At 67.5% G+C, this 23,157-nt stretch carries 20 protein-coding genes; 3 read left to right on the top strand and 17 right to left on the bottom strand.

Annotation, left to right across the window (positions count from 1 at the left end; genetic code table 11):
* Window positions 1–10: 10 nt before the first annotated feature.
* The 7 genes from xdhA to uraH all read right to left on the bottom strand — a co-directional run bounded on the left by xdhA (window position 11) and on the right by uraH (window position 6,670).
* Window positions 11–1,537: a xanthine dehydrogenase small subunit gene (xdhA, locus tag RBT54_RS08870; RefSeq protein WP_320366271.1), complete on the bottom strand. Its 1,527-nt coding sequence runs from the start codon at window positions 1,535–1,537 to the stop codon at window positions 11–13.
* A gap of 246 nt (window positions 1,538–1,783) precedes the next feature.
* The gene (locus RBT54_RS08865; RefSeq protein ID WP_320366269.1) at window positions 1,784–2,290 is read right to left on the bottom strand and encodes an ureidoglycolate lyase; all 507 of its coding nucleotides are present in this window, start codon (window positions 2,288–2,290) and stop codon (window positions 1,784–1,786) included.
* Window positions 2,291–2,360: 70 nt separating this feature from the next.
* Window positions 2,361–3,410, bottom strand: coding sequence for an allantoicase (gene alc, locus RBT54_RS08860; RefSeq protein ID WP_320366267.1), 1,050 nt, complete (start codon window positions 3,408–3,410; stop codon window positions 2,361–2,363).
* A gap of 24 nt (window positions 3,411–3,434) precedes the next feature.
* On the bottom strand, window positions 3,435–4,367 hold the full coding sequence (puuE, locus tag RBT54_RS08855) for an allantoinase PuuE (protein ID WP_320366265.1): 933 nt from the start codon (window positions 4,365–4,367) through the stop codon (window positions 3,435–3,437).
* Between the two features lie 108 nt (window positions 4,368–4,475).
* Window positions 4,476–5,018, bottom strand: coding sequence for a 2-oxo-4-hydroxy-4-carboxy-5-ureidoimidazoline decarboxylase (uraD, locus tag RBT54_RS08850; protein WP_320366263.1), 543 nt, complete (start codon window positions 5,016–5,018; stop codon window positions 4,476–4,478).
* An 82-nt stretch (window positions 5,019–5,100) separates the two neighbouring features.
* The gene (locus RBT54_RS08845; protein ID WP_320366261.1) at window positions 5,101–6,294 is read right to left on the bottom strand and encodes a urate hydroxylase PuuD; all 1,194 of its coding nucleotides are present in this window, start codon (window positions 6,292–6,294) and stop codon (window positions 5,101–5,103) included.
* A 25-nt stretch (window positions 6,295–6,319) separates the two neighbouring features.
* Window positions 6,320–6,670, bottom strand: coding sequence for a hydroxyisourate hydrolase (gene uraH / locus RBT54_RS08840; RefSeq protein ID WP_320366259.1), 351 nt, complete (start codon window positions 6,668–6,670; stop codon window positions 6,320–6,322).
* Between the two features lie 176 nt (window positions 6,671–6,846).
* On the opposite strand from uraH, the gene RBT54_RS08835 reads away from it, so the two are divergent.
* Both RBT54_RS08835 and RBT54_RS08830 read left to right on the top strand, forming a co-directional pair.
* Entirely contained in the window at window positions 6,847–7,557 is a 711-nt protein-coding gene (locus RBT54_RS08835; RefSeq protein WP_320366257.1) for a glutathione S-transferase family protein, read from the top strand.
* 139 nt (window positions 7,558–7,696) lie between these two features.
* Complete coding sequence (locus RBT54_RS08830) at window positions 7,697–8,317, top strand: glutathione S-transferase family protein (protein WP_320366255.1); 621 nt, start codon at window positions 7,697–7,699, stop codon at window positions 8,315–8,317.
* 13 nt (window positions 8,318–8,330) lie between these two features.
* Here RBT54_RS08830 and RBT54_RS08825 read toward each other — a convergent pair whose 3' ends face one another.
* From RBT54_RS08825 to RBT54_RS08790, 8 genes are all read right to left on the bottom strand, one after another.
* Window positions 8,331–10,121, bottom strand: coding sequence for a bacteriohemerythrin (locus tag RBT54_RS08825; RefSeq protein WP_320366253.1), 1,791 nt, complete (start codon window positions 10,119–10,121; stop codon window positions 8,331–8,333).
* A 160-nt stretch (window positions 10,122–10,281) separates the two neighbouring features.
* Window positions 10,282–11,598 carry a response regulator gene (locus RBT54_RS08820; RefSeq protein ID WP_320366251.1) on the bottom strand — a complete coding sequence of 439 codons (1,317 nt, stop codon included), beginning with the start codon at window positions 11,596–11,598 and terminating at the stop codon, window positions 10,282–10,284.
* 61 nt (window positions 11,599–11,659) lie between these two features.
* A complete protein-coding gene (locus tag RBT54_RS08815; RefSeq protein WP_320366249.1) occupies window positions 11,660–14,806 on the bottom strand; it encodes a PAS domain S-box protein in 3,147 nt (1,048 codons plus the stop codon).
* Window positions 14,803–17,523 carry an EAL domain-containing protein gene (locus RBT54_RS08810; protein ID WP_320366247.1) on the bottom strand — a complete coding sequence of 907 codons (2,721 nt, stop codon included), beginning with the start codon at window positions 17,521–17,523 and terminating at the stop codon, window positions 14,803–14,805. The genes RBT54_RS08815 and RBT54_RS08810 overlap by 4 nt, the downstream gene beginning before the upstream one ends.
* A 141-nt stretch (window positions 17,524–17,664) precedes the next feature.
* A complete protein-coding gene (locus tag RBT54_RS08805; protein ID WP_320366245.1) occupies window positions 17,665–18,597 on the bottom strand; it encodes an ABC transporter permease in 933 nt (310 codons plus the stop codon).
* A 9-nt stretch (window positions 18,598–18,606) separates the two neighbouring features.
* Window positions 18,607–19,680: an ABC transporter permease gene (locus tag RBT54_RS08800; protein WP_320366243.1), complete on the bottom strand. Its 1,074-nt coding sequence runs from the start codon at window positions 19,678–19,680 to the stop codon at window positions 18,607–18,609.
* Window positions 19,673–21,277, bottom strand: a complete 1,605-nt coding sequence (locus RBT54_RS08795) for an ABC transporter ATP-binding protein (protein WP_320366241.1) — start codon at window positions 21,275–21,277, stop codon at window positions 19,673–19,675. Before RBT54_RS08795 ends, RBT54_RS08800 begins: the two co-directional genes overlap by 8 nt.
* Before the next feature lie 166 nt (window positions 21,278–21,443).
* Window positions 21,444–21,647 carry a hypothetical protein gene (locus tag RBT54_RS08790; protein ID WP_320366239.1) on the bottom strand — a complete coding sequence of 68 codons (204 nt, stop codon included), beginning with the start codon at window positions 21,645–21,647 and terminating at the stop codon, window positions 21,444–21,446.
* Between RBT54_RS08790 and RBT54_RS08785 the strand changes: the two genes are divergently transcribed.
* Window positions 21,637–22,020, top strand: coding sequence for a hypothetical protein (locus RBT54_RS08785; RefSeq protein ID WP_320366237.1), 384 nt, complete (start codon window positions 21,637–21,639; stop codon window positions 22,018–22,020). The genes RBT54_RS08790 and RBT54_RS08785 overlap by 11 nt on opposite strands.
* Window positions 22,021–22,036: 16 nt before the next feature.
* On the opposite strand, the gene RBT54_RS08780 is transcribed toward RBT54_RS08785, so the two are convergent.
* Both RBT54_RS08780 and RBT54_RS08775 read right to left on the bottom strand, forming a co-directional pair.
* Window positions 22,037–22,864, bottom strand: coding sequence for a tetratricopeptide repeat protein (locus RBT54_RS08780; protein WP_320366235.1), 828 nt, complete (start codon window positions 22,862–22,864; stop codon window positions 22,037–22,039).
* A 14-nt stretch (window positions 22,865–22,878) separates the two neighbouring features.
* Entirely contained in the window at window positions 22,879–23,118 is a 240-nt protein-coding gene (locus RBT54_RS08775; protein WP_320366233.1) for a hypothetical protein, read from the bottom strand.
* Window positions 23,119–23,157 lie beyond the last annotated feature (39 nt).

The following is a 23,157-nucleotide window of genomic DNA, read 5'->3' as shown; positions in this document are numbered from 1 at the left end:
GGCGGCGACCTCAGGCGTCCGGCGCGCGCAGGTCCGCGGCGCGGGGGTCGAAGGCGGCGAAGACCCGGGTCTGCGCCGACGCAAGCGGCGCATCGGCACGCGTCTCGAGGTGGAAGCGGCGCAGCAGGCCGGCGGCGGCGCGGCGGCGGTAGCTGGCGCTGGCGCGCAGGTCGGTGAGCGGGTCGAAGTCTGTGGCGAGGGCCTGCAGCGCGAGGGCGAGCGTCGCCTCGTTCCACGGCTTGCCTTCGAGCGCGGCCTCGGTGCGCGGCGCACGGCGCGGGGTGGCGGCCATGCCGCCGAAGGCGATGCGCGGCGCGCGCACCACGCCGTCTTCGAGGTGCAGTGCGAAGGCGCCGCACAGCGCCGAGATGTCCGAGTCGAAGCGCTTCGACAGCTTCCAGCTCCGCAAGCGCAGCCCGGCAGTGGGCAGCGGCAGCTCGATCGCGGCGACGATCTCGTCGGCGGCGAGGTCCTTCTTCATGTAGTCGAGGTAGAAATCCTCGAGCGCCAGGCTGCGCCAACCGCGCACGCCGGCGAGCACGACCCGGCTGCCGAGCGCGATCAGCGCCGGCATCGTGTCGCCGATCGGCGAGCCGTTGGCGACGTTGCCGCCGAGGGTGCCGGCGTTGCGCACCGGCGGCGAGGCGAAGCGTTCCCACAGTTCGCCGAGCTCGGGGATGGGGCCGGCGAGCGCCGCGAAGGCGTCGGTGAGGCTGAGCGCGGCGCCGATGTGCAGCACGCCCTCTTCCTCCCGCAGCCGGTGCAGTTCGGCGACTTCGCCGAGGTAAAGGATGGGGCCGAGCGCGCGGAATTGCTTGTTTGCCCACACGCCGACATCGGTGCCGCCGGCCAGCAGCGTCGCCTCCGGATGGCGCCGGCGCAGTTCGAGCAGCTCGGCGAGCGTGCGCGGGGCGAGAAAGCGTGCGCCGTCGTGCGTGTAGTCCAGGGTGGTGGCGCGTTGCAGGGTGAGCAACTGCCGGCGCAGCGCGTCGCGGTCGAGCGCCAGCGCGGGGAACTCGAACATCCGCGTCCCGGCCTCGATGATCGGCCGGTAGCCGGTGCACCGGCACAGGTTGCCGGCGAGCGCGTTGCCGATGCGGTCGGCGTCGGGCCGGCTGCCCTCTGCCGCACTGGCGTTGTAGACATCCCACAGCGACATCGCGAAGCCCGGCGTGCAGAAGCCGCATTGCGAGCCGTGACAGTCGACCAGGGCCTGCTGCACCGGGTGCAGCGCACCGCCGGCCTGGCGGCGAAGGTATTCGACGGTGAACACCGCCTTGCCGTCGAGCGTGGGGACGAAGCACAGGCAGGCGTTGATGGTGGCCAGATGCAGCACCGCGCCCTCGCCGGCGCGTTCGCCACGCAGCTCGCCCACGACCACGGTGCACGCGCCGCAGTCGCCTTCGTTGCAGCCCTCCTTGGTGCCGGTGAGGCCGCGCGCGCCGCGCAGCCACGCGAGCAGGCTGGTGGTGGGGGCGACGTCGGCGATGTCGACCGGCTCGCCGTTGAGCAGGATGCGTATCGTCTGGCTGTCCATCTTCGGATCCCGGGCTGGCGGCTCGAAGATGGTAGCGCGTTCGGTCGCCGCGCGGAGCGTCGGGGAGCGCTTTCCGGACCGACCGCTCGAATGGACAGCCAGGCTCGTGCGGCCCACGTGGGAGCAACTGTCTGTGGGAGGTCTGTGGGAGCGGGCGACGCGCGCACGCTTCGCCTTCATGCGATCACCATGGGGCGATTGCTGTGGTCACGATGCGCTAACGGTTCGGTCCTCACACGCCGTCGATCACATCTCGATCACCCCCTGGCGCTCGAGCTGCACCTCTTCGCAGTTGTGCCCCGGCCCGCTGCGGTCGATGACGATGAAGTCGCACACGCCTTCGAGCGCGAGCAGCGGGTGGTGCCAGACGCCGGTGGCGTAATTCACGCCCTGGTCACCGCGGGCGAGGAAGACCTTGAGGTCCTCGACCTTTGGCGCCTCGCCCGCGGGCGCTACCACCACCAGGTAGGGCTTGCCCGACATCGGGACGAAGGCCTGCGAGGCGAGCGGGTGGCGCTCCATCATGTTCACGGTGAAGGGCAGGGTGCGTGGCTGGCCGCGGAAGATGGAAACGATGACGCGGCCATCGGTTCCGGGCTCGATGCGGGCGAGGTCGTGGTAACGCTCGGTGTTGCCGGCGTTGATGGTGAAGTGCTGGGCGGCGGCGCTGGCCTCGATGACCTCGCCGAAGGGGGCGAAGGCTTCGCGGGTGAGCGGTTCGACGCGGAGGGTAAGGAGCTTGTGGGCGGACATGGCAAGTCTCGATAAGGCGGCGGATGTGCCGTGGGAGCAACTGTCTGTGGGAGCGGGCACGACTGGGGGTTTAGCGCGCCTCCACCTTGCCCCACAGGCGCAGGCGCGAGACGCCGCCGTCGGGGAAGATGTTGAAGCGGACGTGGGTGATCGGGCCGAGCTTGGCGAGCTCGTCGGTGAAGCTTTGGATCGTGTCCATCTCCAGCTTCTGCTCGGGCAGCAGGGTCTGCCAGAACATCGACTGGGTGGTGATCGAACGGTCGGTTCCGCCGCTCACATATGCCGCCTGCAGCGAGCAGCGATCGGGGTAGTTGCCCTTGAAGAAGGCGGTGTCGACCTCGATGCGCTCGACCGTGCCCGGCGCGCCGAGCTCGATCACGCACCAGTCGTTGCCGGGCTCGCGGCGGCGGCGGGTCTCCCAGCCGTCGCCCATGTTCATGCCGCGGCCGGGCAGCAGAAGCGCCGAGGCCGAGGAGCCGAAGCTGGCGTCGTTCCACGACACCGCGCGGCCGCCGTTCTCCATCGCGATCAGGTCGACCGCCTCGCCCGCGGCGGCCCTGGCGGCGAGCGTGCCGACCGGGCTGCCATACACGCGCAGGCGCGCGATGCCGCCGTCCGGATACATGTTCACGCGCAGGTGGGTCCACGCCGCAGTGCTGGCGCATTCGAGGATGTGATGGGTATTCGGGCCCATCGGCGAGGCGGGCAGGATCTCGGTCCAGGTCGCGGCCTTGAGTGCCTCGACGTCATCGGTGTCCGACACGCAGGCCTCGATCGACACCGCCGGGGGGTGGTTGCCGGTGAAGTGGCTGGTGTCGACGTCGAAGCCGCGGATCACACCCTTGACGCCGAGCCTGACCAGCGCCCAGTCGTGGCCGGCGACGCGCTTGCGGCGCGACTCCCAGCCGTCCATCCACTTGCCGTTGGTGTCGAACTTGCCGGGTACGAACTGGGCGGGTTCGGGGTTGAGCATGCGCGCGACCGCGGCGAAGAAGTCGTCCGAGGCGGCGAGCGCCTTCGCGCCCAGGCGCGGGTTGGCGAGGTCGACCGAGCGCTGCGCCCAGTCGGGCAGTTCGGCAGCGGGGGCGAAGACGGCGGCGCCGGGGGTGTGGCTGGCCATGGGGGTTCTCCTTTTAGGGGGGTGTTATTTCGGGTTGTAGGGGTGGCGCTCGATCCAGTGGCGGGCGACGTCGACGCGACGGCACACCCACACCCGGTCGTGCTTCTCGATGTGGTCGAGAAAGCGCTGCAGCGCGCGGAAGCGGCCCGGGCGGCCGAGCAGGCGGCAGTGCATGCCGATCGACATCATCGCCGGGCGCTCTTCGCCCTCGGCGTACATCAGGTCGAAGGCGTCACGCAGGTACGCGAAGAACTCGTCGCCGTGCGAGAAGCCCTGCGGCAGCGCGAAGCGCATGTCGTTGGTGTCGAGCGTGTAGGGCACGATCAGGTGCGGCACGGTCTCGCCATTGGTCTTCTGCACCTCGGTCCACAGCGGCAGGTCGTCGCCGTAGTAGTCGGAGTCGTACAGGAAGCCGCCGTAGTCGGCGACCAGGCGGCGGGTGTTGGGCGAGTCGCGGCCGGTGTACCAGCCCAGCGCGCGCGCGCCGGTCAGGCGCTCGATGAGCTCCATGCCGATCTTCATGTGCTCGCGCTCGACGTCCTCGGGCACGTTCTGGTAGTGGATCCAGCGCCAGCCGTGGCAGGCGATCTCGTGGCCGAGCTCCTTGAATGCGGCGGTGAGCTCGGGGTGGCGCTCGAGCGCCATCGACACGCCGAAGATGGTCAGCGGCAGGCCGCGGCGTTCGAACTCGCGCAGGAAGCGCCACACGCCCACGCGCGCGCCGTACTCGTAGATGCCTTCCATCGACAGGTGGCGGTCGGGGTAGCTGGCGGCGTTGAAGAGCTCGGAGAGGAACTGCTCGCTGCCGGCGTCGCCATGGAGCACGCAGCTCTCGCCGCCTTCCTCGTAGTTGAGGACGAACTGCACTGCGATGCGGGCGCGGCCGGGCCAGTCGGCGTGCGGCGGGGTGCGACCGTAGCCGACGAGGTCGCGGGGATAGGCGGGGTTCGAGGTCATGGTGTCGTTCCGGAAAAAGGCTGGGGTCCGAGGGGCTGGCCTGTCGAGGTGGCGTGGGAGCAACTGTCTGTGGGAGCCTCCCCGTCGGGGCCTGTCCCACAATCGGACTCATCCGGCCTGGTCGAACAGCGCATCCAGCCGGAAGCGGGCGATCTTGCCGATCTCGGCGAGGCAGGTGCGGAATTCGGTGTCGCGGTCGTTGGCCAGGCGCGCCTCGACGCGGTCCATGATCTGGTGCCGGGTGAGGCCCTTGACCGCGATCACGAAGGGAAAGCCGAAGCGCGCGCGGTAGTCCTTGTTGAGCTGGCGCAGGCGCTGGAGTTCTTCCTTGCTGCACTGGTCGAGCCCGGCGCCGCGCTGCTCGCCGGTGGATGCGGTGGTCAGTGTGCCGGCCTCGGCTTCCTTGCCGGCGAGTTCCGGGTGGGCGCAGATCAGGGCGAGCTGGTCCTTCGGGTCGGCGGTGTCGACCACCCGGCACATCGCGGCATGCAGCGCGTCGATGCTGGCGAAGGGGCCGGCGCGCCAGGCGCGCTCGGCGATCCACGGCGAGTGCTCGAAGATGCCCTCGAGGCGGGCGACGAAGGCGTCCTGCGCCAGGCGCGAGAGTTCGGCCAGCGCGGCCGTGGCGGGGGCGTTGGTGGGGCTGCTCATCGTTGTCTCCTCCTGTCGCGGTCGATGTTGCGCTGGATGTCGCAGTCGCGCTCTTGGGACGCGCCTGGGGTTCTGGTGGCGCTCAGTCCGCGGTGCGCGCGCCCTGGGCGAACCAGATGGCGATCGCTTCGCGTTCCTGCGCGGTGATGCCGGTGAGGTTGCCGAGCGGCATGTAGCCGCTGGCCACGGTCTCGGCGACCTTGGCGGCGTGCTGGGCAAGCTGCTCCGGGGTCTGCAGCAGCACGCCCTTGGGGGCCTGGGCGAAACCTTCATGGGTCGGCTTGTCGGCGTGGCAGCTCACGCAGCGCTGCGCCATGATCGACTGGATGGTGGCGAAGCTCACCTTGTCGCCGCTGGCGTCGACCTGCCTGGGCGCCATCAGCACCACCAGCAGCGCGATCAGCGCCACGCCCGCCGCCGGCAGCCACCACCTGAGCTGGCCGCGGTGGCGCAGCACGAAGAACTGGCGGATCAGCACGCCGGCCACCATCAGCACGCCCAGCACCAGCCAGCCGTTGGCGTTGGCATAGGTCATCGGGTAGTGGTTGCTGATCATGATGAACAGCACCGGCAGGGTGAAGTAGGTGTTGTGCACCGAGCGCTGCTTGCCGACGATGCCGGGCAGGGTGTCGACCGGCTCGCCGCGGCGGATCTGCCCGACCATCTTCTTCTGGCCGGGAATGATGTGGAAGAACACGTTGGCCGCCATCATCGTGCCGAGCATGGCGCCGACGTGGATGTAGGCGCCGCGGGCCGAGAACACCTGGTGCAGCACGTAGTTGGCGACCATCACGAACACGAACACGATGGCTGCGAGCAGGCCGTCCTTGCCGATCATGTTGCGGCACAGGACGTCGTAGAACACCCAGCCGGCGACCAGGAAGGCGATCGAGAGGCCGATGGCTGCCGCCGGCGACAGCGCCATCACGCGGCTGTCGATCAGGTAGCTCGAGGCGCTGATCCAGTAGATGATCGCCAGCATGCCCATGCCCGACAGCCAGGTGGTATAGGCCTCCCACTTCGACCAGTGCAGGTCCCGGGTGAGCGCTTCGCCCTTGGGGCCGGTGAGGTATTTCTGGCTGTGATAGAAGCCGCCGCCGTGCACCGCCCACAGCTCGCCAAACACGCCGCGCTGCGCGTCTTCGGGCTTTTTCGGGGCCTTGAGCGCGTTGTCCAGCATCACGAAATGGAACGACGCGCCGATCCAGGCGATGCCCGCGATCAGGTGCAGCCAGCGGACCAGCAGGTTGGCCCAGTCGAGCAGGTAGGCTTCCATGTTCTCGTCCCTGTTTCCGGGGGCATCAGCTACCGCGGTAGGTGGAATAGCTCCACGGCGACACCAGCAGCGGCACGTGGTAATGCTGGTCGGCGTCGGCGATGCCGAAGCGCAGCACGACCTCGTCGACGAACATCGGCTCGGGCAGGTTCAGGCCGAGGGCGCGGAAGTAGTCGCCGGCGGCAAACACGATCTCGTATTTGCCGGCCTCGAGTGCAGCGCCCTCGAGCAGCGGCGCATCGCAACGGCCGTCATGGTTGGTGACCGTGCGCGCGACTTCGCGGCGCTCGCCGTCGAGGCGATGGACGGTGAGCGCGATGCCGACGCCGGGCTTGCCGTGGGCGGTGTCGAGTACGTGGGTGGTGAGGCGTCCCATGTCGTTGTCTCCTTGTGCTGTCCGCGCATGCGGGCATGCGGTGAGGCGCAGTGTAAGCCGGCGCCGACGGTCGCCGGCTTGCGTCCGCTGCGGCATGAACCGATCATGCCCCATCTGCCTGCGGCGCCGGCCCCGTCCGGCTCGCCCCACCGTGCCTGTCTTCAAGGAGGACACCGATGATCGACCTGTACACCGCCGCCACCCCCAACGGGCACAAGGTCTCGATTGCGCTAGAGGAACTCGGCCTGCCGTATTCGCTGCACGTGCTCGAGCTCTCGGCCAACGAGCAGAAGGAGCCCTGGTTCCTCGCCCTCAACCCCAACGGCCGCATCCCGGCCATCGTCGACCGTGACGAGGACGACTTCGCGGTGTTCGAGTCGGGTGCCATCCTGATCTACCTCGCCGAGAAGACCGGCCGGCTGATGCCGCACGACGCCAAGGGGCGTTCGCGCGTGCTGCAATGGCTGATGTTCCAGATGGGCGGCATCGGGCCGATGATGGGCCAGGCCAACGTTTTCTATCGCTACTTCCCGGAAAAGATCCAGCCCGCGATCGACCGCTATCAGGGCGAGGTCAGGCGCCTGTTCCGCGTGCTCGACGGCCACCTCGCGAAGCACGAATACCTCGCCGGCGACTACTCGATCGCGGACATCGCCAACTGGGCCTGGGTACGCACCCACAGCTGGTCGGGGGTGGCGATCGACGATCTGACCAACCTCACGCGCTGGCGTGACCAGATCCGTGCGCGGCCGGCGGTGCAGCGCGGCATCGAGATGCCGCCTTCGAGCTTCGACCGCGATGGCGACAGCGAGGAACAGGCGAAGGCGTTTTCCGACAAGGCGCGCAACATGATCGAGACCGGGCAGTCGCGCGCCGGCGGGGTTTGAGCCCCGTGGGAGCAACTGTCTGTGGGAGCGGGCTTGCCCGCGAATGCAGCAGTTCAACGCGGGACATTCGCGGGCAAGCCCGCTCCCACGGTCCAGTGCCCACAAGGCCTGGCCAATACATGACACTTGAGGAGGTTGCATGAAGCTCTACGTTTCACCCCGCGCGCCCAACCCGCGTCGCGTGCAGATGTTCATCGCCGAGAAGGGCATCACCGGCATCGAGGAAGTGGTGGTCGAGATCGGCAAGGACGAACACCGCAGCTCCAACTACCGCGCCAAGAGCCCGCTCGCCAAGGTGCCGGTGCTCGAACTCGACGACGGCAGGTTCCTCGGCGAGACGCGCGCGATCTGCAGCTACCTCGAAGGCCGCTACCCCGAGCCCAACCTGATGGGCGAGAGCTTCGAGGACCGCGCCTTCATCGAGATGACCGACCGCCGCATGGAGCTCTACCTCTTCGGCACCATCGCCAACTGCATCCGCCACACCCACCCCGGGCTGGCGCCGCTCGAGCAGCCGCAGTTTCCCGACTTTGGCCACTCGCAAGGGCAGAAGGTGCGCGAGGTGGCGCGCTGGCTGGACGGCGAGCTCGCCAGCCAGCCCTTCGTCGCCGGCGAGCGCTTCACCATCGCCGACATCACCGCCTTCTGCGCGATCGAATTCGCACGTGGGCTGATGAAGTTCAGGCCGGGGGCAGAGGGCATGGCGCACCTGCAGGCCTGGCGCGACCGTATCGCCGAGCGGCCGAGCGCGAAGGCGTAGGCGGGCGGGGCCGCTATTGCCGGGTTGTGGCGGACCGGCCGCGGTCCAGCCAGTGCAGCAGCCTGGCGTAGAGCAGCACCGGGGTGATGGGCTTGGTGACGAAGTCGTCCATGCCCGCCTCGAGGCAGCGCGTACGGTCCTCGGCAAAGGCGTTGGCCGTCAGCGCGATGATCGGCACGGCTTGTCCCCAAGCCTGCGCGCGGATCTGGCGCGTCGCCTCGATGCCGTCGAGCACCGGCATCCGCATGTCCATCAGGATCAGGCCTGGCTTGCAGCGTTCGGCCAGCGTCACGGCTTCGCCGCCGTTGGTCGCACATTCGGCCTTGAGTCCGGCGCGTGACAGCAGGACCTGGACGATTGCGCGATTGATGCTGTCGTCCTCGGCGAGCACGATGCGGCAGCCCGCGTGGCGGGTGGCAAGGGTGTCGCGGACCTGTTCGAGGTCGGTGACCGGCGGTGGCGCCATATTGCGCGGGGCCTTGCGCAGCCTTGCGGTAAACCAGAAGCGGCTGCCGCGGCCGGGTGCGCTTTCTGCACCGGCCTCGCCGCCCATCATCGTCGCCAGGCGCGCGGTGATGGTCAGCCCGAGCCCGGTGCCGCCATGCATGCGCGAGGTCGATGCCTGGCCCTGCTCGAAGGGCTGGAACAGCCGCGCCACGTCGGCCGGCGTGATGCCGGGGCCGGTGTCCTCGACTTCGAATCGCACCCCGATCAGGCCGCCGCTTTCCTCTGCTGCTCGGCAACGTACCGTGACCTGGCCGCGGCTGGTGAATTTCACCGCGTTGACCAGATAGTTGATCAGCGCCTGGCGCAGCCGGGTCGCGTCGCCGATGACGGTGATCGCCGGCATGTCGAGTTCGGTGTGCAGGCTCAGGCCCTTTGCTTCGGCCTGGTGGGCAAGCATCGCGCTGGCCTCGCTGACCAGCTCGCGCAGATCGAACGCGGCTTCTTCGAGGGTGAGTTTGCCGGCCTCGATCTTGGACAGGTCGAGAATGCTGTTGATGACCGCAAGCAGGTGGTTACCGGCATCCTCGATGTGCTTCAGGCGCTGGCCCTGTGTCGGCGACAGGGTGTCCTGCTGCATCAGGTCCACCATGCCGAGAATGGCGCTCATCGGCGTGCTGATCTCGTGGCTCATGTTGGCCAGGAAGATCGACTTGGCCTTGCTGGAGCTCTCGGCGGTTTCCTTTGCGAGCCGGAGCTCCTCGTGTGCCCTGTGCAGCTGGCTTTCGACCTGGTGACGCCGGTTGATCTCGCGCGTCATCTGCACCGTGCGGTTGGCGAGCTTGTCGTACATCGACAGCACCGTCTCGATCAGGACCCGCATCGAACCCGACATGGTTTCGTCGGCCTCCAGCCTGGCCTGCTCGAGCGTCAGGCCGCGCTCGAGTCCATGCACGACCAGTGCCAGGCGGCGGTCTGCTTCCAGGATGTGCAGCGCAAGCCAGCGCGTCAGGAAGTTGACGATGTTCTCGATGACGGTTTCGAACGGCTTGGTGGCCTCCTCCGCCTTCAGGCGCAGGATCTCATCGATGAAGCTGGCGTGCGCATCGTGATGGCCGGCGACGCTGGGGTGGTCGCCCAGATGAGCCTGCCACACGCGTTCTTCGGTGGTGAAGTGCACTTCGACGTAATCGCGCAGCTGATCGAACACCGTATTGAGCGTCGGTGCGTCGGACTGGTACGCGAGATGGCTGACGAGGCAGTTCAGCAGGTCGACGAGTTGCTTGTGTTGCGCGTCGATGACAGCGATGCCAGTGTCGAAATTGCTGTCCCACGGGAAGATTTCCACCTTGGTGAACATTGCTGCGGTGCTCGGCAAAGGGATAAACCCTTCTGAAATGAATGGTTTAAGGTGTGCGTGGCGTTGTTGATGAGTATATGTGCAGCCACGAGGACGGGTGAGGATTCGATGTCATCGCGTGCCTTTGATCACGCGTGCTCGGCCATCGTGCCCTCGAGGCTCATTGAGCGAGGTGGCGCAAGATCTTGTTCAGGAGCACCTCGCGGTCGAAGGGCTTCACCAGGAAATCGACAGCGCCAGCCTTGAGGCTGGCCGCCAACACCTGGCGTTCGCTGTGGCCGGTGATCATCACGATCGGGATGTTGGCCATCGTGGGGCTGGCCTTGATGCGGCGGGTGAGTTCGACGCCGTTGAGATCCGGAAGTCCGACGTCCATCAGGATCAGGTCCGGTTGCTGACGGCCGAGCAGCGCGAGTGCGTCGGTACCCGACTGGGCGACGATCGAGCGATAGCCGGCATTGCTGAGCAGGCGCTCGAGCAGCTTGCACTGGAAGGTGTCGTCATCCACGACCAGGATCTTGGGCTGCGTATTGCCGGCCAGTTCGCCGAGCTGGCGGGCGGCATCAAGCTGTGGCTTGACGTCTTTCTTGAGGCCACCGATCCATTCGGTGAGCGGTACCACCGTCTTCTTCGCGTCATCGACACGTAACTGCACCTCGCGGATCACATCTTCGCGCGGCGTCGTGGCAAGCGGGGCTTGGAAGTCGGTGCCCGCGGGCACGCCATCGAGGTCGAGGTCGAAGGTGTCCGTCAGGGGAAATGCGTCCGTGACCGGGGCGAGCGGGGCGGCGGACTGGGCCGCCGCGGGGGCGGCACTCGGCGTCGTCACGGTGGCAGGTGCAGACAGGTAGGTCTCTGCGGTCGGGGTCGGGATCTGTGCGTCGGGGATGGGTGGTGGAGCAGGGTTGGTGGTGGCTGGCTGGGCGGCGACTTCCGCTTCCACCGCCTGAAGCGCCTGACTCACCGCTTCTGCATGCTGCCGACCGACCGTGATGTGATCGTCGAGCACGGCTTCCAGCTGGCTCACCGAGCGCGCGTGCGCAGCCACTTGCCGTGCGGGCGGGGCATCGCGCTGGGCCTGCAGCGAGCGACCTGCGATCAGGATCGACATGGCCAGCCGTGGGGTGTCATGGACCAGCGGCCAGTACATGACGTAGTCGTCGAAGTACTCCTTGCGGCACAACTCGAAGGCGCGGTGCACGTTGTCCTTGTTGCACAGCACGATGCTGCGGTGCGATACGGTGTGCACAATCTCGCTGTGCCGGTACAGGCCAAGCGAATAGCGTTCAGCACGCTCGAGGGTGGTGAAGGCCAGCACGACGACGTCCGGTTTGATGCGCTCGAAATCGGCGACAAAGCGGCTTTCGATGGTCGATGTATGAAGCTGCTCGAAGTGGTCCTCGAGCAGATGCACGATCTGCGCCGCATCGGCGGAGACTTCGGTGACGATCAGGACCTTCAGTGACTCGGGCTTCATGCGGGCAAGCTCGCTTGACGGGACTGCGGCGTCTCGAGGAGGTGGGGAGAGGACAACATCTTCATCGGGTACCGGGCTTCGTCTGATCAGGGGGCATGGCATTCATCAAGGCGTCCAGCGCTGTCTCCAGGCCCTTCACCAGGCACAGGATAAGGTCGCTATCGCCGTTACGGCCGGCCAACTCGATCTCCGCGCAGATTTCGCCCAGGCACATGGCGCCGACCGAACGGGAGGAAGATTTCAGGCGATGGGCGAGTTCGCCCGCCTGATGCCAGTCGCCGTCAGCGCAAGCCTGCCGGATGGATTGCACCGTGCCGACTGCCGAGACCCGGTATTCGGCAAGGAACTCTCCGATCAGTGCATCGTCCTCGCCGATCAGGCCTGGCAGGACCAGCGGATCGAACACCGGGAGTGAGGCCGGGGCGCTGGCTGGCGCCGGCGAGACCGGCAGGCCGACGTCGCTTGCCGGCATCCAGCGCGCAAGCACCTGGCGCAGTATCTCGACCTGTACGGGCTTGGTGATGTAGGCGTCCATCCCGGCGTCGATGCAGCGCTGATCCTCGCCGCGCAAGGCATTGGCGGTGACGGCGATGATGGGAAGGCGCTCGCCGTGCGCCTCCTCGCCGCGAATACGCGCTGTGAGCTCGTAGCCATCCATCTCGGGCATGTGCAGGTCGGTCAGCAGCAGGGCGTACTGCCCGTTGCGCCAGCGTGCAAGTGCCTCGCGGCCGTTCTCGGCCATGTCGCACTGCAGGCCAAGCAAGGCGAGCTGGCGCTCGATCACGCGGCGATTGATCTCGTTGTCCTCGGCGACGAGGATCGGGCCGCGTGGCGGCAGTCTGGAGGGGCATGTGGCCGAATCGACCGGCGCAGCCGGTGACCTGGCCATAGGCGGCCTGGCGCCGTATTTTGCCGCGGGGGCGTTGATGGCGCTCAGCGGCAGGGTGACGACGAAGCGCGTGCCGCGCCCGGGCAGGCTGCGGACCTCGATCTTGCCCTTGAGCATCTGTACCAGGCGGGACGAGATCGACAGCCCAAGTCCGGTGCCGCCGAAGCGGCGGGTGGTGGACGACTCGGCTTGGGAGAAGGGCTGGAAAATCTTCCCGAGGACCTCGGGTGCCATGCCGATTCCGTTGTCGGTGACCATGAAACGGATCAGCCCTTCACCGGCAATGCTGGCGCGAATCTCGACGCGACCGGGGCGTTCCAGGCCCGAGGAGAACTTCACCGCGTTACTGACCAGGTTGAGCAGGATCTGCTGCAGGCGCAGCGCATCGGCGCTGACGACTGCGGGCACGTCGTCCTCAATGCGTATGCTCAGCTTGACGGCCTTGCGCTCGGCCACCGGCTGCATGATGTCGGTGATGCCGGCGATGAAGGCGTGAACCGGCACCGGACCGATATCGAGTTCGAGATTCCCCTCTTCGATCTTGGAGAAGTCGAGAATGTCGTCGATCAGGCGCAGCAGCGTGGTGGCCGACTCGCGCATGATCTCGATCAGGTGGGTCTGCTCGACGGACGACGCCGAGTGCTCGAGCACATCGAGCAGCCCGATCACGCCGTTCATCGGCGTGCGGATCTCGTGGCTCATCGTGGTGAGGAACTCGCTCTTGGCGCGGTTGGCGACGTTGGCCGCGTCGACCGCGCGCTGCAGTTCGGTGGTCCGGCTCGCCACCAGGCCTTCGAGGTGTTCGCGGTAGCGCAGTAGCTCCTCTTCCATGCGCCGCTCTTCGGTGATGTCCTGCTTGACCGCGACGTAGTGCGTGGCTGCGCCGCTCTCGTCATGGATCGGGGTGATCGTGACGTGTTCGATGTACTCGGTGCCGTCCTTGCGGCGGTTGAAGAACTCTCCGCTCCACGACCTGCCGCTGGTCACCGTACTCCACAGGCTGCGATAGGTTTCGGGCGAGGTATGCCCGGACTGCAGCACCCGGGGGTTCTGGCCGAGGGCCTCCGCGCGTGAGTACCCGGTCTTGTTGACGAAGGCCTGGTTGACGTACTCGATCTCGGCCCGGGTGTTGGTGATGACGATGCTCTCGGGGCTTTCTTCCACGGCGCGTGACAGCTTGCGCAATTCTTCCTCGGCCGCCTTGCGTGCGCCGATATCGAGCGCGAACACGAAACGCGCCACCGTCTGGCCATTGTCGTCCTGCAAGGCGGTGACGCCGATCACCATCGGCACCAGGCTGCCGTCCTTGCGCAAATGTATGGTCTCGAAGCTGATGTTGCCCAGGCGGTCGGCTTGCGCGAGGCGGGCGGGCAGTTCGTCGCGTTCAGCGGCGGCATACACCTCCTGGACCGGCATGTGCCGCATCTCCTCGATACCGTAGCCGTGCTGGCTCGCGTAGGTGTGATTGACGTCGATGATCGTGTTGTCCGAGGCATCGTGGATGGCGATGCCGAGGTTGGAGAGCTGGAAAAAGCGTTCCCAGCGCCGGGACAGGGCTTCGGCCTGCTTGCGGTCGGTGATGTCGTGCACGATCGAGAACAGCAGCGTGTGGTCCCCGTCTGCGACCGGGCCGCTATGCACCTCGACGTCGCGGATCGAGCCGTCGGCGCGCCGGTGGCGGAACTCGAAGTGCGTGCGCTGCGCCTGGTGGGCGGCTTCGAGTTCGGCTTGCAGTGCAGCGGCCGACAGGGTATTGACCTCGCTGATGTGCATGCGCGTCAGCGTGTCCCAGGTCCATCCGTAGAACTTCTCCGCGGCGTGGTTCGCATCGACGATGCGACCGCTTCCCGGGTCGAGGATCAGCATCACCGCATGGCTGTTTGCGAAGATCGTGCGGTAGTGCGCCTCGCTGCTGCGCGGGGTGCGCTCGGCAGGCTGCTCGGGCTTCAGTTCGCTGACGTAGGACAGCAGTGACAGCGCCCGGCCCTCACCGTCACGTCGCACCGCGTTGTGCCACTCGGTGTGGGCGAGCGATCCGTCGCGCCTGCCGCTGAGACACTGCAGCCGATCGCGCGGGGCGCTGTCGTCGAGCAGGCCGACGAGTGCCTGCTGCAGCCCGGGCAGATCGTCGGCGTGGATCAATGTCCACGCGTCGATGCGTCGTCCCACGACCTCCGCGGCCGACCAGCCGAAAAGCCGCTCGGCGCCTGCGGACCAGCGCCGCACGTGAAGCGCCGGGTCCCACTCGATGATTGCGCAGGGCGCATTGTCGACGACGAAGTCGAATTCCGATTCGGCGCTGAGCGCATCGGCACTCATGGATGCTCCCCGGGAACGGCTGCGGGCCTTGCGGCCTGAACGGGACGCGGCGCGCTGGCCGGTTCATCCCCGGCAGGAGGCGGGGGCGCGGCGCCACGCAAGGGGTGCGCCTGCGCTTCGAACGCCTCGATCGTGGTCGGGCAATGGAACATGAAGCCCTGGAAGCTCGTGCAGCCGTTTCGCATGAGCGTCTCCAGTTGCCGCGGCTCCTCCACGCCTTCTGCGATCACCCGCAGCCCGAGCGTGCGCGCCAGGGCGACGATCGTCTTCACGATCGCCAGGCTGCTCGCGTTGTCGGGCAGGTCGTGGACAAAGGAGCGGTCGATCTTCAGCTCGTCGAGCGGCAGCCGCTGCAGGTAGGCGAGCGAGGAGTAGCCCGTACCGAAGTCGTCGATCGAGAAGCGGATGCCCATTTTTCGCAGCGCTTCCATGGTCTGGATCGCGCCTTCCATGTCGCTGATCAGCATCGATTCGGTCAGCTCGAAGACCAGCCTGTCGGCGGGGCAGCCCGTACGCTCGAGCAGGGCGCAGGTGTCGGCGGCGAAGTTCGACCCATAGAGCTGGATCGCACTCATGTTGACCGAAAGCCGGAGCGTGGAAAAACGAGGGTCACCCGCCCACCGCCCGAGCTGGATGCAGGCCATTTCGAGCAGCTTCTGGCCAAGCGCCTGCATGTATCCGCAGCGTTCTGCCGCCGCGATGAAAACTCCCGGGGGGACCAGGCCGCGAGTCGGGTGCCGCCAGCGCGCAAGGGCCTCGACCCCGTCGATTGTGCCGTCGGCGTCGCACTGCGCTTGATAGTGCAATTCGAACTGATCGCCGGACAAGGCTTCACGCAGATCCTTCTCGAGTTGCAGTCGTTCCGAGACGGTCCGCTGCATGACGGGATCAAAGAAGCGGATCTGATTCTTGCCCTGCCGCTTGGCCTCGTACATCGACAGGTCGGCGCTCTGCATCAGTTCGTCGACGGTCTGCTTCTGCCCCCCGAACATGGCGATGCCGATGCTGGCCGTGCACACGTTGTGCTGGTTCCCGATGGCATAAGAGGCACCCATCTGATCGAGCAGCTTTGCGGCGAGGCGCTCTGCGGTGGCTGCGGCTGCGACTTCGTCCGAGGGGAGTTGCTCGACCAGGACGACGAACTCGTCCCCGCCGAAACGAGACACCGTGTCGGTCTCGCGTACCGCGGCGCGCAGGCGTGTTGCCGCCTGCGTCAGCAGTTCATCCCCCGCATGATGGCCAAGCAGATCGTTGATGTTCTTGAAGTCGTCCAGATCGATGAACATCAGCGCCCCACGCCAGTCGTCGCGGTGGCTGTGCGCAAGCGCCTGGTGCAGGCGATCGGTCAGCAGACGCCGGTTGGCCAGGCCGGTCAGGTGGTCGTAATACGCAAGGGCGTGAATCTCTTCCTCGCTGGCCTTGCTTTGCGTGATGTCGGTGAAGCAGCCCACATAGTGGGTGACGACACCGCTGTCATCGCGGACTGCGCTGATGGACAGGCGCTCCGGGTACACGTCGCCGTTGCGGCGCCGGTTCCAGACCTCGCCCTCCCACATGTCGTGCTCGTTCAGTTGCTGCCACAGCTCGCGATAGAACGCCTCGTCGTGACGGCCCGAGGACAGGATGCTCGATGGCTTGCCGATGACCTCTTCACTCGCGTAGCCCGTGACCTGGGTGAACGCCTTGTTGACCCGCAGGATCCGGTTGCTCGCGTCGGTGACCATCATGCCCTGCTGCGACTCGAAGGCGATCGCAGCAATGCGCCGTTCCTGCTCGAGCAGGGCCCGATCAGTGACGTCCTGAACGATCAGGACCACCGTCCTGGACGCATCCTGGCCGTCGATGGCCTGGATCCGCCCCTCGAAGATGCGGCGTCCTTTCGGAGTGTCCAGCTCGTACTCGGTGATGGCCGGGGCGCCGGAGTGGATGGCCTGTTGAATGGCGCTCATGACCCGTGCGCCGACTGGCTCGGGGAGCACATCCTGCAATCGACGCCCGAGCACGGTTTCGGTTTCTCGATAAAGGAGCGCCTCGTCGTGCGTCATCACTTCCAGGTAACGTCCGTTCTCGTCGAGCACGAACAGGATGTCGGGTACCGCGCTGGCGATGGCGCGCAGGCGGGCCTTGCGTTCGCGCAATGCGCGTTCGTTGTTCTGGCGTACTTCGAGGTCCTGCAGGAGGAGACCAAGCAGGGTGGTCGCCGCGCCCATGATCAGCAGATAGGGCATCCCGAGCGTGGCGTAGATCTTCGCGATGCTTTGCCCGGGGACCAGGCCGATCATCACCATCGACAGGGCATGTAGTGCAACGCCGAACGCGAGCAGGTTGATCGGTTTGCGATCCAGCCAGCCGCGCGCCCAGGCCGTCCGGTAGGCCAGGCCGAGCGCCACCGCGAGCGCGATCACCGCGGTGCCGACGACCATCCCGCTGCCACCGAGCCACAAGCGGTAGGCGCCCGCGATCGCACCCGCAATCAGGCCGGTGACGGGGCCTCCGAACAGCGCGGCCATCGACAGCAGGACCGAGCGCCCGTCCACGATCACCCCCGGTGCGAGGTTGATCGGGATCATCATGCCGATGATGCACACCGTGCCGAAGATCACGCCCGATGCAAGCCTCGCGAGTCGCGGCCTGGTGGCGAGACAGCGCAGGCTGAACCCGTGCAGCAGGCTGAGTGCCAGCAGCAGGGCGACGGTCTGAATCAGTTCGAGGGTCATCGACGGGAGAAGGGCTCAGGGGGCGGCCGAGATCGGCAATCCGCGCAGCTTAGCGTACGCGATCGAGCGCCCCAAGCTAAGGAAGTCACGCAGGCTGCACGATATTCTTTGAGCGCCGCTCGCAAGCGGGCCGCCCCGTGCTCAGGCGTCCGGCCGATACGGCTTGCCCAGCGACACCGGCGAGTTGAGCCGGATGGTGTTGGCGTTGCGCGAGATCGCCACCAGCACCACGATGGTCGCCCAGTAGGGCAGGGACGACAGCAGCTGCGACGGGAAGTCGATCTGCAGGCCGGAGCCCTGGATGAACAGCTGCGTGATCATCACCCCGCCGAACAGATACGCCCCCACCATCACCCGCAGCGGCCGCCAGGTGGCGAACACCACCAGCGCAAGCGCGATCCAGCCGCGGCCGGCGACCAGGCCTTCGGCCCACATCGGCGTGTAGAACACCGACAGGAAGGCGCCGCCGATGCCGGCCATGGCACCGCCGAACAGCACCGCCAGGTAGCGGATGCGGATCACCGGGTAGCCGATCGCATGCGCCGACGCGGGGGATTCGCCCACCGCGCGCAGCACCAGCCCGGCGCGGCTGCGATGCAGGAACCACAGCAGCCCCCAGAACAGCGCCCACGAGAAATACACCAGCGCCTGCTGGTTGTAGAGCGCCTCGCCGATCAGCGGAATGTCGGCGATGAAGGGGATGCGGATCGGCGGCACCGCCTGCAGCGCCACCGCCTCGTAGGGCTTGCCGACGAAGGCCGCAAGGCCGACGCCGAAGATCGCCAGGGCCAGGCCCGAGGCCACCTGGTTGGCCATCAGGGTGAGCGTCAGCACGCCGAACAGCAAGGCCATCGCCATGCCCGCGCCCATGCCGGCCGCCACGCCCAGCCAGGGGTTGCCGCTCTCGTGGGTGACGGCGAAGGCGGCGACCGCGCCCATGGCCATCATGCCCTCTGCGCCCAGGTTGAGCACGCCGGCCTTCTCGCTCACCAGCAGGCCGAGTGCGACGATGATCAGCGGTGTCCCCGCCACCACGGTGGCGAACAGGATCGAGGTGAACAGGCTCGCGTCCATGGCCGTCCCTCAGTTGCCAGCCATCGCGCGGCGGCGCAGGCGCAGGCGGTAGTGGATGAACACGTCCGAGCCGAGCAGGAAGAACAGCAACATGCCCTGGAACACCATCGAGATCGAGCTCGGCAGGTTGAGGTACTGCTGCGCCTGTTCGCCGCCGATGTAGAGCAGCGCCATCAGCAGGCTGGCGAGCAGGATGCCGAAGGCGTTGAGCCGGCCGACGAAGGCGACGATGATCGCCGCGAAGCCGTAGCCGCTGCCGACCTTGTCGGTGAGCTGGCCCATCGGCCCGGCGACCTCGCCCATGCCCGCCAGCCCCGCCGCCGCGCCCCCGAGCAGCAGGCCGATCCAGATCATGCGCGTGGCCGAGAAGCCGGCGTAGCGTGCGGCGTCCGGCGCCTCGCCCGCCACCCGCATGCGAAAGCCCGCAAAGCTGCGGTTCATGAACGCGTAGCCCGCCACCAGCAGCGCGATCGCCAGCGCAAAGCCCAGATGCAGGCGCGTGCCCTCGAGCAGCACCGGCATCAGCGCGGCGTCGCCGAACATCCGCGTCTGCGGGAAGTTGAAGCCGTCCGGGTCCTTCCACGGCCCGAACACCAGCCACGACACGAACAACTGCGCCACATACACCAGCATCAGCGACACCAGGATCTCGTTGGCGTTGAAGCGCGTGCGCAACAGCGCCGGGATCGCCGCCCACGCCGCGCCGCCCGCCGCGCCGGCCACGATCATCGCCGGCAGCAGCAGGCGGCTGTCGGAGCCGTCGAAATACAGCGCGACGCCGGTGGCCGCCACCGCGCCGAGCATGAACTGGCCTTCGGCGCCGATGTTCCACACGTTGGCGCGAAAGCCGATCGCCAGGCCGATCGCGCACAGCATCAGCGGCGTGGCCTTCAACAGCAGCTCGGAGATGCTGTAAAGATCCTTGACCGGATTGAGGAAGAAGACGCGAAAGCCTTCGACCGGGTCCTTGCCGAGCGCGGAAAACACCAGCATGCCGCCGGCCAGCATCAGCACCACCGCAAGCAGCGGCGAGGCCCAGGACATCAACCGCGAGGGTTCGGCGCGGGCTTCGAGTTCAAGCATTCAGGGGCTCCGCGCGGGTGGGCAGCGGGTGGGCTTGGTCGGAGGGCGCGAGCTCGGCGCCCGGCCACATGCCGCTCATCCACACGCCGATGTCTTCGACCGTGGTCTCGGACGCGGCGCGGGTGGGCGACAGCCGGCCCTTGGCGATGACGGCGATGCGGTCGCAGACCTCGAACAGCTCGTCGAGCTCTTCCGAGATCACCAGCACCGCGCAGCCGCGGTCGCGCAGGTCGATCAGCGCCTGGCGGATGAAGGCGGCGGCGCCGACGTCCACGCCCCAGGTCGGCTGGGCGCACACCAGCAGCCTGGGCGCCTGCAGGATCTCGCGGCCGACGATGAACTTCTGCAGGTTACCGCCCGACAGCGACTTGGCCGCCGCATCGGGGCCGCCGCTCTTGACGTTGAAGGCCTCGATGCAGCGCTGGGCGAAATCGCGCGCGCGCCGGAAGCGCAGGAAACCGCCGGCGAGCAGGCCCTGGCTGTGGGCGGCGGTCAGCAAGGCGTTGTCGGCCAGCGACATGCCCGGCACCGCGCCGCGGCCCAGGCGCTCTTCCGGCACGAAGGCGAGGCCGAGCTTGCGGCGCTGCCCCGGCGCCAGCCGGCCGGCCTCGACGCCGCAGATCTGCACCGGGAATTTCTCGCTCAGCGGCTCTTCGCCGGAGATGACGCGCAGCAGCTCCTGCTGGCCGTTGCCCGACACGCCGGCGATGCCGACGATCTCGCCGGCGCGCACGTCGAGGTGGATGTCCTTGAGGTCGGTGCCGAAGGGGTCGTCCGACGCATGCGACAGGCCCGCCAGGCGCAGGCGCAGCTCGCCGTCCGCCCTGGCCGCGCCGTGCTCGCAGTGCGGCAGGTCCTTGCCGATCATCAGCCGCGCCATCGATTGCGGGGTTTCCTGCGCGGGGATGCACTCGCCGGTGACCTTGCCGCCGCGCAGCACGGTGGCGGTGTGGCACAGCGCCTGGATCTCGTCGAGCTTGTGGCTGATGTAGAGGATGGCGCAGCCCTCGGCTGCGAGCTGGCGCAGGGTCTCGAACAGCTTGCGCACCGCCTGCGGGGTCAGCACCGAGGTCGGCTCGTCCATGATCAACAGGCGCGGGTTCTGCAGCAGGCAGCGGATGATCTCGACGCGCTGGCGCTCGCCCACCGACAGCGCGTGGATGTGGCGGCGCGGATCGACCGGCAGGCCGTAGCGCTCCGACACCTCGGTGATGCGCTGTGCCAGGTCGTCCAGCGCCGGCTTGCCGGGCAGGGCCAGCGCCACGTTCTCGACCACGGTGAGCGTCTCGAACAACGAGAAGTGCTGGAACACCATGCCGATACCCAAGCTGCGCGCATGCGCCGGGTTGTCGACCTGCACTTCCTCGCCTTCCCAGAAGATCTGCCCGGCGCTCGGGCGGGTGACGCCGTAGATGATCTTCATCAGCGTCGATTTGCCAGCGCCGTTCTCGCCCAGGATGGCGCGGATCTCGCCCGGCTGCACCGTCAGGTCCACCTGGTCGTTGGCGACCACGGTCGGATAGACCTTGCTGATGCCCTTCAACACCAGACGAGGCGTACCAGCGGGGAGCGTGCCGTGGGTGGGGCGTCCGGTCATGGCGTGGGGGGGAGCGTGGGCGGAAAAGTGAGCGGGGGAATGATCGGTTGGCAATCGCGCGTGCGGCGGCAGGCACGGCCGCAAGATACGCGCCGGAATGCGCTCGAGGCAAGCCGCAGAAACCGCAGTACGCGGGCGCGGGATGAACCGGGTTGATTAGCTGAGTTTATGTGATGGATCCGAATGTTCGAATGGACGTTCTAGGGAATCCTGCTAAACTTCGTTTGTTGATGTTGCGGTGCAGCATATTTGCTGCGGTGCGCCTGTCGCCGGAATCGTCCGCGACCGCCACCAGGAAAACCGCTGCGCCCCGTTCGGCGCACGAACCTCCACCGAACGCTTTTTCAAGGACTGACACCATGACTTCCATCACCACCGCTCGTGCACTTTCCCTCGCCGCTCTCGCGGCCGTCTCCTTTGCCGGTGCAATGCCCGCCGCGCATGCTCAGCCGCAAGGCCCCATCCAGCTTGCGCTGGCTTCGCCCGCCGATCAGGTCGTTCGTGCCGCCGCAGCGCGTCCGCTGGCGGTGATGCTCGACCAGCCCACCGGCGGCCGCTTCGTCTATCTGCCCGAGCAGGGCTGGACCTTCGCCGGCCGCCAGGTCGATGCGCCCACCGCTGCCACGGTCGCCGATGCCGGCCAGCCGGTCAGCCTGTTCATCGACGAGCCGTCCGGCTTCGTCTTCAATTACGTGGTGGATCAGGGCTGGGTGTTTGCCGGCAAGATGGATGCGGTGCGCTGAGTCCTGATTGATTTTCCTATTCGCCGCGCCCCGGGCCCTTTGCCGGTGCGGCGGATGCCTTCAGCGTCATGGCCGCAGCGCCGTCTTCCTGAGGCGCTGCTTCGCCTTCGAGCGATAGCGCCTGCGCGCGCTTCAGGTCCTCGGGCGCGAGCTTGATCGCAACGCTGTCGCGTTCCTGCACACCATCCATGTTCAGCGCCGCTGCGGCGCGGTTGAACCAGACGTAAGCCTGCACCGAGTCCTGTTCGACGCCGACGCCGCTGCGGTGCAGGCGGCCGAACTCCACCATCCCCTCGGCGTCGCCCGCCCGCGCTGCGTTGCCCAGCCAGTGCGCGGCAAGATCGTAGTTCTGCGGCGTACCCACGCCGCTCTTGTAAAGCTTGCCCAGGTGGATCATGGCGCCGGTGTGGCCGCCTTCGGCCGCGCGCCTGAGCCAGTCGACCGCTTCCCGGGTGGCTTCCTTGCCGCGCTCGGGGTCGAGCAGCGCGGCGCGCGCGAGCCGGAACTGGGCTTCGTGGTCGCCCTGGCGAGCTGCCTCGAGGGTCGGCGCCACGGCCGCGATGCGTTCGGCTTCGTCGAGCGCCTGCTCGTCGCCCGCCACCACGAACAGCGTCGCCCCGACGATTCCGAGCACGAGTAACGCCGCACCACCGGCAACCACCAGCGGCCACTTGCGCCGGCCGGCCCGTGTGCTCGCGCGTGCCAGGAAGCGGTGTCCGCATTGGCCGCAGCGATAGGGGTGCAGGCCGGGGTTGCCGATGCGCTCGTCGTGCGAGCGCCAGCGCGAAAGCCGCGTATCGGTCGATCCGCAGGCGGTGCAGGCGGTCTGGGTGGGTGTGCTCATCTGCTTGCGCCCCGTCAGCTCTTCCAGATCCACACGATTGCAATCACCACGATCGTCAGGATCAGGGTCGAACCCCCCACGGCCGCGACGATCGGGTTGTGGAACAGCACGCTCCTCGGCGCAGGGCCAAAGAAGCGATGCACGCAAGACATGCAGCGCCAGGCGATTTCACCCTTGTGCTCGCGTTTTTCGTCTTCGGAGCGCCAGGGCGACTCACGACAGTCGGTGCCGTCGCAGCGGGGGCAGGTGGGCATGGGGCGATCTCGCACGCGTCGTGAGTCGGGGCCGGAGGG

It is taken from the genome of Thauera sp. (assembly GCF_034003485.1).
In the GTDB taxonomy this organism is placed as follows: Bacteria; Pseudomonadota; Gammaproteobacteria; order Burkholderiales; family Rhodocyclaceae; genus Thauera.
This window is presented reverse-complemented; position numbering and strand designations above follow the sequence as displayed.